The sequence below is a fragment of the Bacillus sp. Cr_A10 genome (assembly GCF_029222665.1).
In the GTDB taxonomy this organism is placed as follows: Bacteria; Bacillota; Bacilli; order Bacillales_A; family Planococcaceae; genus Psychrobacillus.
Genome location: NZ_JARHXR010000009.1, coordinates 467,500 through 481,352, shown reverse-complemented (window position 1 = coordinate 481,352; position 13,853 = coordinate 467,500). Strand labels below are relative to the sequence as shown.

Here is a 13,853-nt window from a genome sequence, read left to right as displayed (position 1 = left end):
CTTTTTTATTCTTATTGGACTAAACTGCACCATTAGTTCAATAAGAATAAAAATGCTACCCCTTCTTGAAGTAAACCACCCGTTTGTTGAATAAGCACTCCTTGGTACCATTAAAGCAATCACTCTCTAGCGGATGTCAAATCAACTTCAAATTGTCCTATATCATCAAACCCTTTTAACCTAAATAAATATTTCCCATAATTATCAGTTCCGGTTATTTCTAAAACGACTACTATCTTACTAGGTTTATAAGACGGTACATAAGCGAGGCTCACAACATCTGTCTTATTCTTGTTAAGTGGATATTGTAAATACAGACTTCTATCATTACCAACGTCTTTTATTTGATGACTATATAGAATAGTTGTTTCTCCTGGTTCTAATTTATTGATATTACCTAAATTCTGATGTACATGAGTTTTATAAAATGAAAAATAGAAGTTTAAATCTGTTATTTCTTGTTTACTTGAATTGTAAACCTCAATTGTCACACCATTATCGTACTGAAAAAACTCTCCTTGCCAACTTCTTATTATTAAGTAGTAAAATCCGAGTAAAATAAGAAAGAAAGTAGCAATACCGATAATTGTGTATTTAAATATTTTTTTCACTAAGACACTTTTGATCTTGCTTTTATTCCACTTATTAATTGCTGATAAAATTCCTCCTAGAGCAAGGAAAACGAACCCAATTAATTTTATTATGCTTAGGGTGAATAAAAGCCCTAAATGTAAAAAAAGAGCACCAATTACAATAAAACCTGTTGTAAAAATAAAACAGGGTGATCTGAAATCATTGATTGCTAATTTTTTATCATCAGAATTCATTTTTAGATAACCTCTAACAACAATGAAAGTTGGTATTCCCCACAAAATTATAAATGAGATAAGAGAAAAAGTATCCATTTTCAATATCCATACCTCCTATCTACAGCTAGTTATTCATACTATCCATCTTCAACTAACCTGCTTCGTTAGTTGAAGTGTAACATTTCACACAGCATCATCGATATTTACTTTTTTTAACAAAAAAATAGACCATCTAATTATTGATCTTGTTTAACTTAAGCACCCGTTTGTTGAACAAGATCAATGAACAGTTTGTTCTTATTGTGTAATAAAGATGAACCTATAAATGTTGATTTTAATTGTAAAATTCCTCTTACTTAATAGAGATAACCTAGAAAATCTAAGTCTCCTTCAGTCCATTCATTCATACCAATTTTCTTAATCATCAATTCAATTCTTTCTTCATAGCCTATGCCTAAATGGAAATCCCTTATTCAACTAACCTTCTTCTTTAGTTCAATAGGAAATAGAGTTGCCTTAGCAACCCACGAGCTTCAACTAAATCTCACCGAAAGTCAAGTATTTTGCAACCATAAATTCATTATATAATGTTCACCTTTAGGACCAATTATTCTCTTACCTGTATCTTTAAAACCTACTTTTAAGTACAGTAGCTGTGCAGGAAGATTTTTATGGTTTACATATAAAACGACTTCATCACAATTAGGAAATTCAGATTTAACAAAATCGCTTAGCAAGAGCATACCTTGTTTAGCATAACCTTTTCCTTGCTTCTCATGATTAACAGATAAGGCAGTTAACAACATAGCTTTCGGATTATCTGAATACTCCTTTACTCGTTCAGTTGAATGAAATAAAAAGAAACCTACAGGTTCATTCTCACTTAAAATAACAATCCGATGTTGTCCTTCTGTCGCCTCTAAGATTTTGCTTGGTAATGCAGTGAACAACACTTGTTCTTCAGGAAGTTCAAAAGAATTTAATACATCTAAATATTCATTCGAAAAATGTTTTAACTCAACGTACTCAATTTTTTCCATAGACGTTGTTACTCCTTTGTTTTTTATTACATATTACTTTAAGAACATACATTCAAGAGTCATTTTTATTAAACCTCTTTAGTTAAAGAAGCTTGTTCATCAATATGGCCCAATTGTTGAACAAAGAACAAACAGCACTCTTTAACTAACCTGCTTTTTTACACTAAACTGCTCCGTTAGTTCAATAAGAAAAAAGCTTCACTCCTTCTTGAAGTAAAGCACCCGTTAGTGATGTAATTACTAATTATTAGGGTTTAATATAGGTGTATTTTTCTCCCAATCTCCGCCACCAATTTGTTCCCAGTAATCTCCCGTTTGTTTATCAAAAATTCTAAAATAGTCAGTAACTATCATTATATGTTCGTAACGGTTTTCGTTTTGTACGTTCTCATTTTGCCTTTCAACAATCTCACTATTATTAGTCTTCAAAGCCTCAGAAATGAACCAAGAACTAATAACAATACATACACCTAAAAAGATAATCGAAAATGCCTGTAAATTCTTATTCATTCAACTTTTCCCCCTTTATTTCACCTTCTATATTTTACCACAAATATCCAATCCCTTGTTGAACTAACCTGCATCTTTAGTTCAATAAGAAAAAGCTACCCTTACAGGCAGCCACTTGTATAACTAAAGCACCCGTTAGTTCAAGAAAAGTTTATTATCCTAACCCTTTAGAATATTAAATAACTATTTAATATGTTTATTGTACTCTAATTGTTTTTGAACCCCTGACCTATCAATTTGAATCCAATACTCGGAAATTTTTCCATCTTCTATCTTATATACTGCACTTGTCATTTGAGTTATCGTAAGTCCTGTAGGTTGATATCCATCGACTACTCCTACGTGTGCACCTACTTGTTTCCAACGGACATATACTTTATGTCCTTGTACCAATAATTCTTGAATTTCTAAAGAATAATTACCATAGGCTTCAATCATTTCTCTTACGTGTTCAGCATAATCTTTAGGCGTCCTTAAAACTGTTTGTTCTTCCTCGGATACAATTTGATGAGCCAATACTTGTTCGGACATTAATTGATTTGAGTAGTCTGGATTTTTTCCTGATCGTACTTCTTCAAAAAATTTTCTAATTATTTGTTCTGGTGTCATTTGAACACCTCCATATTTATTTCAATGCTGTTACCGTCAAATGCATGGTCTTCGTTTGAAGCTGTTAAACGAATAGTTTTGTACTAGAATTGATTTCCTTTAGACTGGTTGCTATGTATCTCAGATTCATGATGGTATCTGAGATAGGTTAAAACATATGCATACTTTAATGCGGAAACTTTAGGTTCCTTGTCATTGCCCAAAATAGAAGAGCTAAAGCACTAACAGACGCCCCAAGCAAGCATACTCCTTCCCACCCGTAGTGCGCATACATTTGAGTAGAAGCAATTGATCCGCTAGCACTTCCGATAGAATAAAACACCATGTACCCAGCTGTTAACCGACTCCGTGCCTCCGGACGCAAAGGAAGTATCATCGTTTGATTAGTAACATGTATGGCTTGCACAGCCAAGTCAAGCAGTACAATACCTAAAACTAATGCGAATAGCGATTGCTCTGTATAGCTGATGAATAACCATGAAATCAACAATAAGATCAAAGAAATGCCCGTTGTTCTCTGTCCGTAACCCAGATCAGCAAGCTTCCCCGCGCGTGCTGCAGCTAAAGCTCCCGCTACTCCTACAAGACCAAGTGCACCAATTGCGCTGTGTGAAAAAGATAATGGCGGTGTGCTAAGAGGGAGTACAAGTGAAGTCCACAAAATGCTGAAATCAGCAAAAATCAGTAGGGCAAGAACAGAGCGGATACGTAAGATCCGTTCTTGTTTAAACAATATAAACACCGATCTTAGCAATTGGGGATAGGACAGTGACTTTACCTCTCGTTCAATATTGGGCAATACCCTAAAAAACATACAAACCATAAAAAGCATTAGTGCAGCAGAGACTAGATATACGGAACGCCACCCCGCAACATCCGTTAATATTCCTGCAAAGGACCTCGCAAGAAGTATACCGACTACAATTCCGCTTGTTACAATACCAACCACACGCCCTCGTTCTGCAGGAGCAGCCATAGATGCTGCGAACGCCACAAGAGTCTGAGTTACTACCGCAAGAAGTCCCACTAAAGCCATTCCTGCAAATAGTATCGTGCTGGTGGGAGCAGTTCCAACTATAACCAAAACTAATATGGATAATAACATCTGGCCGATAATTAATAGGCGCTGGTTCAGCAAGTCACCAAGTGGCACTAGCAGTAGCAATCCTAATCCATAAAAGATTTGAGTGATGGTAATAACAATTCCTATGATGGAATAGTCTATACCAAACTCACTCGACAGCTGATCAAGTAGCGGCTGTGCGAAGTAGATATTTGCTACTGACATCCCGCAGGCAGCCGCAAATAATAATGACACATTACGAGACATAGAAGAGACACGGATTGAATCAGATGAGATAAATGCTCCCTGAGTCGAATTCGCATTTATCTCTGCATTGGCTGCTATTTTTTCTTTAATTTCCTCCACTCTGTCACCCCTTTTTTCCCATTAATTTTAGATACAGAGAAATATACTGTACCGAACAGTATGTTATATTGCTTGGTTAATATAACTTACAGAAACTAATTCTGTCAACGTTTAAATTATATTTTGGGCAATAACGTCTATGTTAGCGTTAAATCTCTTGTTAGGATTAACTAGTCAACATTTGACATTATAAAGTGAATAATATAAATTTATATTATACTATTCAGTACAAAAACAAAGAAAAGTGGCATTTTTATATGACAAAAATAATTAAACATAAAAATCAAAAGTAACGAGAGGTATTGATTATGGGACGAACCCGCGAATTTGATGAAGAAAAAGTATTAGATGCAGCTATGCAGCTATTTTGGGAGAAGGGATATGAAGCAACCTCATTAAGTGATTTAACTTCCAGAATGGGAATTCAACGACCCAGTATATACTCTGCATTTGGTGGTAAAAAAGAATTGTTTGAAGCCGCTCTACGTAAATACACGATGTCCCATGCTTCTGAAATCCGAAACAGACTTCAAAATTTTCCATCTGTAAAGGAAGCTTTTCACACTTTTTTTGAAGAAGTGGTTGCTGAGGAATACACAGAAAGTCTCAGTAGAGGATGCTTTTGCATTAATACAATGGTCGAACTTGCGCCTCATGATGAGAAATTTGAAATTCTTACAAGGGAACATCAAATGTACCTTTCGATCATATTTCAAGAAACCATTGAACGTGGTATACAATCAGGTGAACTTGAGACCGATGGAAACGCAAAAGCCTTAGCACAAGCGCTAATCGTATCGTTAATTGGACTTACAGTAATAATGAAATCTCGTCCAAAACGATCATTTGTTGATAATGCAATAAAAGAGATACTTACATTGCTTAAGTAGCTCGGAATGCTTCAATCTTATTTATCTGGTTATATGAATCTAAAAATTCTAATTTCATTCCCCTCTTCTAATTCAAAACTAAAAGAAAAAACTTCCTCTTGTAAAGAGAGAGTTTTTTAACTTGCTGTGTTAGTTGATGTGTAACATTTCACAATGGAACGCCGAAATCTACTTGATATTCTAGACTTAAAAATAGACCATCAAAATGATGGTCTTGTTTAACTAAAACAGCCGTTAGTTTAATATGAGGATGTATAAATTCTATCTGTGTCTGAGTCTATGTCTGTGTCTGTATTCATTACAACCATTTAGCTACTTTTTCATATGAGGGTTCGTTTTGGGAATTTGGTAGATCTTTTATTGTAGTTTGCTATCTGAATTGTTTCTTGCACAGGTACCTGTTTTTTATTTTAACCGACAAAAAAGGCAGCTCCCTAATGAGGGATAGCTACCTTCGTTTAAGATTATTATGAAAAGGTAGGAGCAGGGAATTCATCAATTCTCATACGAAGTAAACTGTATGGTTTTTCCCGCAGGTCTCTTCCATAATGAAATCTTGCCTGCCGATGTAATTGATTCACTATGACATATAAGTATTGATCGCGGCCAATCGAAAAAGTATCCGGCCATAAAATTCTCGGGTCATGTGCGATGGTTTCCATTGCGCCATTCGGCAATATCTTCCGGATACTGTTGTTCTCATAGTCTCCCGCATAAACGGTTCCTTTTGCGCCGGTGATCATTCCATCAGACGCACCTTTTTCTCCCCAATACTGCACATATTGGGATAAATTCAAGTCCTGTATCCTTCTGTCTCTAAGGGCTTCTGTTGAGATCGAGAACAGCTGACGGCTGGTTAGCGGAGCATAAAATAAAACCTTTCCATCAGAAGAAATTGCTAAACTATCGGAAGCCAATCTAAATGGGAAAGTCGTGCCGTCCGGGTTTCGATTCATCAAAATTTCACCTTCTACTTTCGGTAAAAAATAGGGATCAGGTGAAGTTGATATTGCCCCATTTAACCGTCTAAACGCGTTCCCATTTTCTAAATCTACGACGATAATACCCCCTGGCCCTCTGGAAGAAGAATCCGTTATATATGCATAGCCTGCTCTTCCAACCCGAAAATCCAAACGGACATCATTCAAATAAGTTGTTGGCAAGACAACATCTTCTGTAAAGGTATATACTCTCCTTATTGTATTCGTGCTTAAATCAACAGCAACTAATTTTGCTCCCCCTTGAATAGGTTCAGAAAAATTTGGTGCGCCTGTATCTAGTACCCAAAGTGTTCCTCTTCCATCAGCAATGATACTTTGCACACTGACGAAAGACATCGTAATTTCTCCAGCATTATCCAAATTAGTTTCTAAACTCGGATAAGGTTGCAATTCACCCTCAACAATTTCCGCCACAGTAAATTGAACGTCGTCTCCCCATTTCGGAAAGCAAACAAAAATACGACCAGTTTCGGAAACGCTGACACCTGTTGGCATAGCCCCATAAAAAGCATGCACCAGTTCAAACTGCCCAAAATATTTTTCCATAGGTAATATAGGCTGCATGATATCCTCCTCATCAAATTCGATCGGATATCACCTATATATGTTGAAAAAATTTTTTAGTGCCTGGTTCTTGATAAATTTTTCTATCGTGATTGGATGGAACAATCCATGTATATACAACAAATTGATAAATGAATCAAATTGAACATGATGAAATACTATTTCATCATGTGCATTTTTCTTTTTATTTAGGAATACAATTTTTATTCTCTCCAAAATCTAAAGAAGCACCTCATAAGAGATGCTCAAAAACTAACCCGGTATATTTACGGTTTTAGTACAACTTTTATACAGTCTTCCATTTTGGTGTCAAATATTTCATAGCCATGCTTAGCTTGATCTAAAGGAAGTACATGAGTGACAATATCGCTTGGATCAACCTTACCTTCCGCAATTAAATTATATAAATGCGGCATGTAGTGAATAACTGGAGCTTGGCCTGTCCTAATATTCACATTTCGTTGAAAGATGTCACCCAATGGGAATGCATTATAACGTGCCCCGTAAACTCCTGTAATTTGAATTGTTCCACCTTTGCGAACAGCTTGACTTGCAATTACTAGAGCTCCCATTGCTCCTCCTTGTAATTTCAGACCAGATGCAAGAAATTCCAGTGGAGTCATTTTTCCACTCATTCCTACGCAGTCAATGACTACATCTGCTCCCCCCTGTGTTATTTCTCTTAAATATTCACCACAATTTTCATGATCTTCAAAGTTAACAATCTCCACGTTATTCGTACGTTTTGCATGTTTTAAACGATAACTAACGTAATCAACTGCAATAACCCTTTTTGCACCTTTTAACCACGCGAATTTTTGTGCTAACAGACCAACTGGACCGCATCCTAAAATTACGACCGTATCCCCTGCTTTCACTCCCGCATTGTCTACACTCCAAAATGCTGTAGCTGCAGCATCTGCAAGTAACACTAAACTTTCATCCGCTACTTCACTGTTTTCTGGAATCTTAAAAGGTGTAAAATTAGCATATGGAACTCGCATAAATTCCGCTTGACCACCTGGGAACCCTCCCGTCGTGTCTGAGTAGCCAAAATATGCGCCCATTTCTCCATTTTCGTTCGCATTGTCGCATTGACTTTCTAATTCATGATTACAGTACCAACACTGGCCACATGCTATATTAAATGGGATGATAACGCGATCCCCTTTTTTAACTTTCGTTACATCCTTACCGACTTCTTCTACAATTCCCATAGGTTCATGTCCAATAACATAATCCTCTCCAAGGTTTGGTATCATCCCATGAATTAAGTGTATGTCTGATCCGCAAATGGCAGTAGTAGTCAGTTTAACTATGATATCATCCGCTTTTTGGATGCTTGGATCTTTCACGTTCTTTACCTGAACATTTTTAACACCTTGAAAAGTAACAGCTTTCATTATTTAAATCTCCTTCTTTATTCATTATTTCTTCGGTGGGCTTGGAAACATTCCTTTCCGATTTGTAACACCCGGAAAGAGATTTAAATTAGCTATATCTACTGCATTTTGAGCAGATTTAATATCCAATTGTTTTTGAAGTTCCAAATCGTATGGGTTTAACCATTGTTTTTTCATCATGAGATCTGCAATTTCGAAATATAAGGCAATGGTTACATCAAGTTGTTCCTGTAATAACTTTCTAATTGTAGGTGTTGCTGTTTCTGTCAATGCAATTGAAAGATTTCTAACTCCAGTTTTTGTTGATAACAAAAATTCAAGGGCTATACCTGAATCAGTAAGTTCAGGCATGCCAACAGAATTTATAGGATCTAAATAGTCATTCATACGAACCGACCTCCGATTATTTTAACTCCGAATTTGAATATAATTTAATCATTGCAGTTAAAGCTGGTATAGATTGTTTTACGTCCTTCTCCATTAGTGCTTTAAGATCTTGGTCAAAAACGATACCTTGCATCATTTTAGATTTAAGTAAACATACTGTCTTAAAATTTATTACTTCATGAAATTCCAAAATTTCATGAAATGCTAATTTTTTTTCAAACATTCCTCCACCTCCGTATTTTTTCATCCATTGAAGATTGCCCCAAAAATGAGGTATATATTCAGTATAATTGAGGTTTTTAAATGGTATGTATGATAAAAAAAGTTTTAAAATCTTTCTGAGAAATCTCTCATTGGATTTTTATTCATGACTAATCTTTTTCCATTTTGTTTAAAAAGGTTCTATCATGAACAAAATGGGTTAAAAAAGAAAGGTATTTGAGCTATGTTTTCATTTTTAAAACGAAAGAATCAAAAAAATGATAGAAAGATCCAAGAGATAAACAATCAAAAACAATCTAACAACAGACCACCGAACCTCATTGAAAGCTCCTTGTCCAAGAATCTTGAAGTCATTAAACAAAAAACAGGAAACAGTTCAGATATCGTAATCCGCCCGTTAAAAATTGGTCATAATTCCAAGATAAAAATAGCTATTTTATATGTAAAAGGAATGGTTGACAATCAATCGGTTAATGATTTTGTAATCGATTCAATTATGAATAACCAAAATTTAAGTGAAAAGCTCATACCACAAGACGTGTTAGAAGTTCTTACCGAAGATGTAGTTGCTGTAGGTGGAATCAAAGTAGTTAGTGACTGGGAAAAACTATATACTGCATTAATGTCGGGTGAAACTATTACGCTCATCGATGGAATAAGCAAAGGGATTTGTGCGAGCACACAAGGTGGACAGAGACGGTCTGTTCAGGAATCTACTACAAATGTTTCTATTCGCGGCTCTAAAGAAGCGTTTAACGAGTCAATAGAGACAAATACAGCCATGGTTCGTCGAATAATTAACAATACAGATTTATGGGTTGAGTCCATCAATATTGGCAAAATGACAAAAACAGAAGTTTCAATTATGTATATAAATGGCATCGCAAAGAATGAAATCATAGAAGAAGTACGTAAACGTTTAAAAAGAATAAATATTGATGGCATCTTAGAATCCGGATATATTGAACAGCTTATAGAAGATCAAACAAATACTACTTTTCCTACGATACATCATACAGAGAGGCCGGATAGCGTGGCGGGTAATTTATTAGAAGGAAAAATTGCCATTTTTGTAAATGGGACTCCTTTTGTATTGCTGGTACCTGCCTTATTTATAGATTTTTTTCAATCAGTTGAAGATTATTATGAACGTTTTGATATCTCAACAGCTATTCGCTTTTTACGTATTGTGATCTTCTTAATATCCCTTGTCGGCCCTGCTATATACATCGCAGCTACCACCTTTCATCAGGAGATGATTCCAACAGAATTGGCTATTATTATTGCTGCACAAAGGGAATCTGTTCCGTTTCCTGCATTTATTGAAGCCCTCATAATGGAAATAACTTTTGAAATTTTAAGAGAAGCCGGCATTCGTATGCCCAAAGCTATGGGTTCCACTATATCTATAGTAGGAGCACTTGTCATTGGACAGGCAGCAATACAGGCTGGCATTGTGTCACCTGCAATGGTAATAGTAGTCTCTTTAACAGCAATCGCCAGTTTTGCGACTCCTTCCTATACAGTTGCGATATCTGCCCGTTTGGTTAGATTTATTTTTATGGTCAGTGCAGCGACATTCGGTTTTTATGGAATTATTCTAGTGTTTATTCTGCTGATAGTTCACTTATGCAGCCTGCGTTCGTTCGGTGTTCCATATATGTCACCTCTTGCACCATTTATCCGTGAGGAAGCAGGTGATACCATTTTCCGAAGACCAATTTGGGCTTACAAGAAAAGACCACGATTGATGAGTGGCCAAAATAGGGTTAGTCAAGGGGAAAATCAAAAACCACAGCCTCCTCGTACTCGTATTATGAAAAATACTACTAACATGGAAAAAGGTGAACGGAATGAATCATAAATGGATTCTTCTTTTCTTGATTATGACAAACACAGTTTTCATCTCAGGGTGTTGGAGTCAAAAAGAGTTAAATGAATTAGCGATAATATCTGCCATGGCGATTGACAAAAATGAAGAGGGTAAGTATGTCAAGACCATTCAACTTATCAATCCTGAAAACGTAGCGGGAGGACTTCAAGGTGGAGGAAGTGGCCAAAGCCCCACAGTTACCGTTTACACAGCTATGGGAGACAGTGTTCTGGAAGCACATTTCCATGCGACATCAAAAATCTCAAGAAGGCTATATCACGCACATGCAAATCTAATTGTTATTAGTGAAGAGTTAGCAAAAGAAGAAGGCATTACAGATATTTTAGACGCCTTTGAACGTGATCCAGAAATTCGAATGACGTCAAGGGTTGTAATAGCCCATCATACAAAAGCTGGTGATCTTCTTAAATCTTTGACTGCCATTGATAATATTCCAGCCGAGAAAGTGAACGGAACTTTACAGACTACAGAAAGAGCAAGAGGAGAAAGTATGGAAGTAACTCTTCAGGACGTTATTACTACTCTCACCTCTTCAGGGAAAGAAACAGTTATTAGCGGATTTAGCTTAAAAGGAGATATCCAACAAGGAAAAAAGATGGAGAATATTCAACAGTCTGAACTGGATACCACTCTTGAATCTGACGGACTGGCCATTTTTAAAGAAGGAAAGTTGGTTGACTGGTATCAAGGTGAGATGTCTAGAGGAGTAGTATGGATCTTGGATAAAATCCAACAGACAGATGTGATATTAGATTGGGAAGAACAGAAAAACACCTTGACTTACAACGTGGTCCGTCAAAAAACAAAAGTCTCAGCTGATACAACAAACGACCTCCCTGTCATAACAGTTAATGTACGAGCGGAAGGTGATATTCGCGAAGTAAGGTCACAAATTGATCTAACCGATCCTTATGAGATTTTGGATATAGAAAAGGAATTAGAAAAAGAAATTAAAAAGCAATTAGAAAATACTGTTACAAGAACGCAGCAAAACAAATCAGATATTTTTGGATTTGGGGAAGTGGTTCATCGTTCTGATCCAGAAAAATGGAAAAAGATGAAGAACGATTGGAATGACACATATTTTCCAAATTTAAAGGTAAATGTGAAGGTAGAAGCATTTATACGACGTTCTGGTCTTAGAACCAATTCATATCTTTCAGATATGAAACAATAAGTGTCAAGAAATGGAGTGAAAAATCATTGGAAAAGGCAAAAATCAGCGCATATCAGCTATTCATTCTAATTGTCTTGTTTGAACTTGGTAGTGCCTTGGTGGTACCTATTGCAATAGAAGCAAATCAGGATGCATGGCTTGCTATTTTGATCGGTATGGTTGGTGGTTTTTGCTTATATTTGGTCTATCATGGTCTCTACTCATATTATCCAGACATACCTCCAACTGAATATATACAAAAAATTATGGGAAGTTTTTTTGGGAAAATATTGGCCTTCATTTACGTACTCTATTTTATATATCTTTCTGCAAGAGTGTTGAGGGATTTCGGAGAAATGCTAATTACAACCTTTTATTGGGAAACTCCTTTGTTTATTTTGAATACATTGATGGTTCTTTTAGTTATATATACAATTCGTAAGGGTATTGAGGTATTAGCGCGAACAAGCGAATTACTATTTGTTCTAATCTTTTTACTTGGAATTAGCGGTCTTTTATTAATAGTTTTTTCCGGGATAATACAAATTTCTAACTTAGAACCTGTGCTTGAAGAAGGTATCAAGCCTGTTATAAAAACGACATTTACTCAAACCCTGTACTTTCCATTTGGTGAGGTGATTATATTTGCTATGATCTTCCCCTATTTAAATCGACCGAATAAAGTGAAACGAATTGGTTTATTAGCAATAGGATTCAGTGGACTCATATTAGCTTCAGTAATGGCAATAAATGTTAGTGTACTAGGTGTAAATAACGTTACCCGTTCACCCTTCCCCCTACTTTCTACTATACAAACAATTGAGGTAGCCGGTTTTTTAGAACGGTTAGATGTTTATTTTATACTAATAACGGTTATCGGTGTATTTTTTAAAATGTGTGTGTTTTTCTATGCATCTGTAGTAGGAACAGCCAATTTATTTAAAGTCAAAGAATCCGCACGATTAGCTTTCCCATTAGGACTAGCCATCCTGATTCTTTCCATAACAATCGCCAGTAATTTTTCTGAACATGTTAAAGAAGGGCTTCATGTTATCACCCTTTATTTGCATCTCCCACTTCAAGTAATTATTCCAATTCTGTTACTTCTGATTGCATTTATTAAGAACCAAAAAAAGAAAAGCAAGCATAGCAAAAATTTATTTCCAAAAAGGAAGTATCGTATAGTGGAGCGTGATAAAAAATGAAAATAATCGGTATTTCTATTCTGATGTTCGTCTTTTTAACTGCTTTTTCTCTATGCATAGACATTCTTTTAGGTTTTGACCTAAACACCTCCATTAATAATGCTATTAGGCCTTTTCTAGTGATGGAAGTAACAGAAATAGTTATTTTCTTTCTCTTAATTGTTCTTATGATTGTTGGTCCATTTCGTACCATTTATAATAAAAGAAAAAAGAAACAACAAAGATAAAAAATATGTAAGTATATTACTGTACAGTTCTTTTGCTTTGTTTGTACATAAACTTCTTGGTTTTAACTCGTGATTTGCCCATTCTAATCAATTTTAGGTTATTGCCTTACATACATATCAATCTTTCGATTAAGATATAAAACAACATCGAGGTAACTCACTGCTTGGAATTAATTACTGAGTATTAAACACCCCAATTTCCGTTCATACTTTACAAACTAGATTAAATTTATCGTAATAAGATTTAAGAGTGGTGAACAGGATGTAAATGGTTCACCACTTTTCTTTCAAAAGGCTATTTCAGTTTTCGAAGGGGAAAACAAGAAAAATTCACCCTGCACCAATTGCCATAAAGATAGCTATATAAACGGGAAAAATAGTGTTTGCAATACCAACAGCTGTAACTTCATTTAATCCTAACCGAGCAATAAAAAGTGTATCCACGAAACCCACCACAGTCTGCAATATATTTTCGATTATTGCGGGAATAGCCAAAGATAAAATAAT

The 13,853-nt window shown here is 35.6% G+C and carries 15 protein-coding genes; 5 read left to right on the top strand and 10 right to left on the bottom strand.

The annotated features are described in order from the left end of the window. Positions 1-119 precede the first annotated feature (119 nt). From P2Q73_RS09505 to P2Q73_RS09485, 5 genes are all read right to left on the bottom strand, one after another. The gene (locus P2Q73_RS09505) at positions 120-911 is read right to left on the bottom strand and encodes a hypothetical protein (protein ID WP_275786318.1); all 792 of its coding nucleotides are present in this window, start codon (positions 909-911) and stop codon (positions 120-122) included. A 452-nt stretch (positions 912-1,363) separates the two neighbouring features. After that, complete coding sequence (locus tag P2Q73_RS09500) at positions 1,364-1,849, bottom strand: GNAT family N-acetyltransferase (RefSeq protein ID WP_275786316.1); 486 nt, start codon at positions 1,847-1,849, stop codon at positions 1,364-1,366. 240 nt (positions 1,850-2,089) lie between these two features. Beyond that, entirely contained in the window at positions 2,090-2,359 is a 270-nt protein-coding gene (locus P2Q73_RS09495) for a hypothetical protein (RefSeq protein ID WP_275786314.1), read from the bottom strand. A gap of 183 nt (positions 2,360-2,542) precedes the next feature. After that, a complete protein-coding gene (locus P2Q73_RS09490) occupies positions 2,543-2,968 on the bottom strand; it encodes an ester cyclase (RefSeq protein WP_056832273.1) in 426 nt (141 codons plus the stop codon). A 166-nt stretch (positions 2,969-3,134) separates the two neighbouring features. Further along, positions 3,135-4,358 (bottom strand): MFS transporter, encoded by a 1,224-nt coding sequence (locus P2Q73_RS09485; protein ID WP_481747154.1) that lies wholly within the window; start codon positions 4,356-4,358, stop codon positions 3,135-3,137. 347 nt (positions 4,359-4,705) lie between these two features. Between P2Q73_RS09485 and P2Q73_RS09480 the strand changes: the two genes are divergently transcribed. Continuing rightward, complete coding sequence (locus tag P2Q73_RS09480; protein WP_275786307.1) at positions 4,706-5,287, top strand: TetR/AcrR family transcriptional regulator; 582 nt, start codon at positions 4,706-4,708, stop codon at positions 5,285-5,287. Positions 5,288-5,754: 467 nt separating this feature from the next. On the opposite strand, the gene P2Q73_RS09475 is transcribed toward P2Q73_RS09480, so the two are convergent. From P2Q73_RS09475 to P2Q73_RS09460, 4 genes are all read right to left on the bottom strand, one after another. Further along, a complete protein-coding gene (locus P2Q73_RS09475; protein ID WP_275786304.1) occupies positions 5,755-6,852 on the bottom strand; it encodes an L-dopachrome tautomerase-related protein in 1,098 nt (365 codons plus the stop codon). A 266-nt stretch (positions 6,853-7,118) separates the two neighbouring features. Continuing rightward, positions 7,119-8,255 carry a zinc-dependent alcohol dehydrogenase gene (locus tag P2Q73_RS09470; RefSeq protein ID WP_275786301.1) on the bottom strand — a complete coding sequence of 379 codons (1,137 nt, stop codon included), beginning with the start codon at positions 8,253-8,255 and terminating at the stop codon, positions 7,119-7,121. A gap of 24 nt (positions 8,256-8,279) precedes the next feature. Continuing rightward, positions 8,280-8,642: a spore coat protein gene (locus P2Q73_RS09465; RefSeq protein WP_211894093.1), complete on the bottom strand. Its 363-nt coding sequence runs from the start codon at positions 8,640-8,642 to the stop codon at positions 8,280-8,282. A gap of 16 nt (positions 8,643-8,658) precedes the next feature. Further along, positions 8,659-8,865 (bottom strand): spore coat protein, encoded by a 207-nt coding sequence (locus tag P2Q73_RS09460; RefSeq protein WP_275787432.1) that lies wholly within the window; start codon positions 8,863-8,865, stop codon positions 8,659-8,661. A 222-nt stretch (positions 8,866-9,087) separates the two neighbouring features. Between P2Q73_RS09460 and P2Q73_RS09455 the strand changes: the two genes are divergently transcribed. Genes P2Q73_RS09455 through P2Q73_RS09440 form a run of 4 tightly spaced genes read left to right on the top strand, consistent with a single transcriptional unit; the run spans position 9,088 to position 13,346 of the window. Next, entirely contained in the window at positions 9,088-10,728 is a 1,641-nt protein-coding gene (locus P2Q73_RS09455; protein ID WP_275786293.1) for a spore germination protein, read from the top strand. Then, on the top strand, positions 10,718-11,935 hold the full coding sequence (locus P2Q73_RS09450) for a Ger(x)C family spore germination protein (RefSeq protein WP_275786290.1): 1,218 nt from the start codon (positions 10,718-10,720) through the stop codon (positions 11,933-11,935). The genes P2Q73_RS09455 and P2Q73_RS09450 overlap by 11 nt, the downstream gene beginning before the upstream one ends. A 26-nt stretch (positions 11,936-11,961) precedes the next feature. Beyond that, positions 11,962-13,119, top strand: coding sequence for a GerAB/ArcD/ProY family transporter (locus tag P2Q73_RS09445; RefSeq protein ID WP_275786287.1), 1,158 nt, complete (start codon positions 11,962-11,964; stop codon positions 13,117-13,119). After that, positions 13,116-13,346 (top strand): YczF family membrane protein, encoded by a 231-nt coding sequence (locus P2Q73_RS09440; protein ID WP_275786284.1) that lies wholly within the window; start codon positions 13,116-13,118, stop codon positions 13,344-13,346. The genes P2Q73_RS09445 and P2Q73_RS09440 overlap by 4 nt, the downstream gene beginning before the upstream one ends. A gap of 330 nt (positions 13,347-13,676) precedes the next feature. On the opposite strand, the gene P2Q73_RS09435 is transcribed toward P2Q73_RS09440, so the two are convergent. Then, on the bottom strand, positions 13,677-13,841 hold the full coding sequence (locus P2Q73_RS09435; RefSeq protein ID WP_345798835.1) for an MATE family efflux transporter: 165 nt from the start codon (positions 13,839-13,841) through the stop codon (positions 13,677-13,679). Positions 13,842-13,853: the final 12 nt, after the last annotated feature.

Coding starts and splice junctions, on each gene's coding strand:
- P2Q73_RS09500 (WP_275786316.1), bottom strand. CDS start 1,849: ATGGAAAAAATTGAGTACGTTGAGTTAAAACATTTTTCGAATGAATAT.
- P2Q73_RS09495 (WP_275786314.1), bottom strand. CDS start 2,359: ATGAATAAGAATTTACAGGCATTTTCGATTATCTTTTTAGGTGTATGT.
- P2Q73_RS09490 (WP_056832273.1), bottom strand. CDS start 2,968: ATGACACCAGAACAAATAATTAGAAAATTTTTTGAAGAAGTACGATCA.
- P2Q73_RS09480 (WP_275786307.1), top strand. CDS start 4,706: ATGGGACGAACCCGCGAATTTGATGAAGAAAAAGTATTAGATGCAGCT.
- P2Q73_RS09475 (WP_275786304.1), bottom strand. CDS start 6,852: ATGCAGCCTATATTACCTATGGAAAAATATTTTGGGCAGTTTGAACTG.
- P2Q73_RS09470 (WP_275786301.1), bottom strand. CDS start 8,255: ATGAAAGCTGTTACTTTTCAAGGTGTTAAAAATGTTCAGGTAAAGAAC.
- P2Q73_RS09465 (WP_211894093.1), bottom strand. CDS start 8,642: ATGAATGACTATTTAGATCCTATAAATTCTGTTGGCATGCCTGAACTT.
- P2Q73_RS09460 (WP_275787432.1), bottom strand. CDS start 8,865: ATGTTTGAAAAAAAATTAGCATTTCATGAAATTTTGGAATTTCATGAA.
- P2Q73_RS09455 (WP_275786293.1), top strand. CDS start 9,088: ATGTTTTCATTTTTAAAACGAAAGAATCAAAAAAATGATAGAAAGATC.
- P2Q73_RS09450 (WP_275786290.1), top strand. CDS start 10,718: ATGAATCATAAATGGATTCTTCTTTTCTTGATTATGACAAACACAGTT.
- P2Q73_RS09440 (WP_275786284.1), top strand. CDS start 13,116: ATGAAAATAATCGGTATTTCTATTCTGATGTTCGTCTTTTTAACTGCT.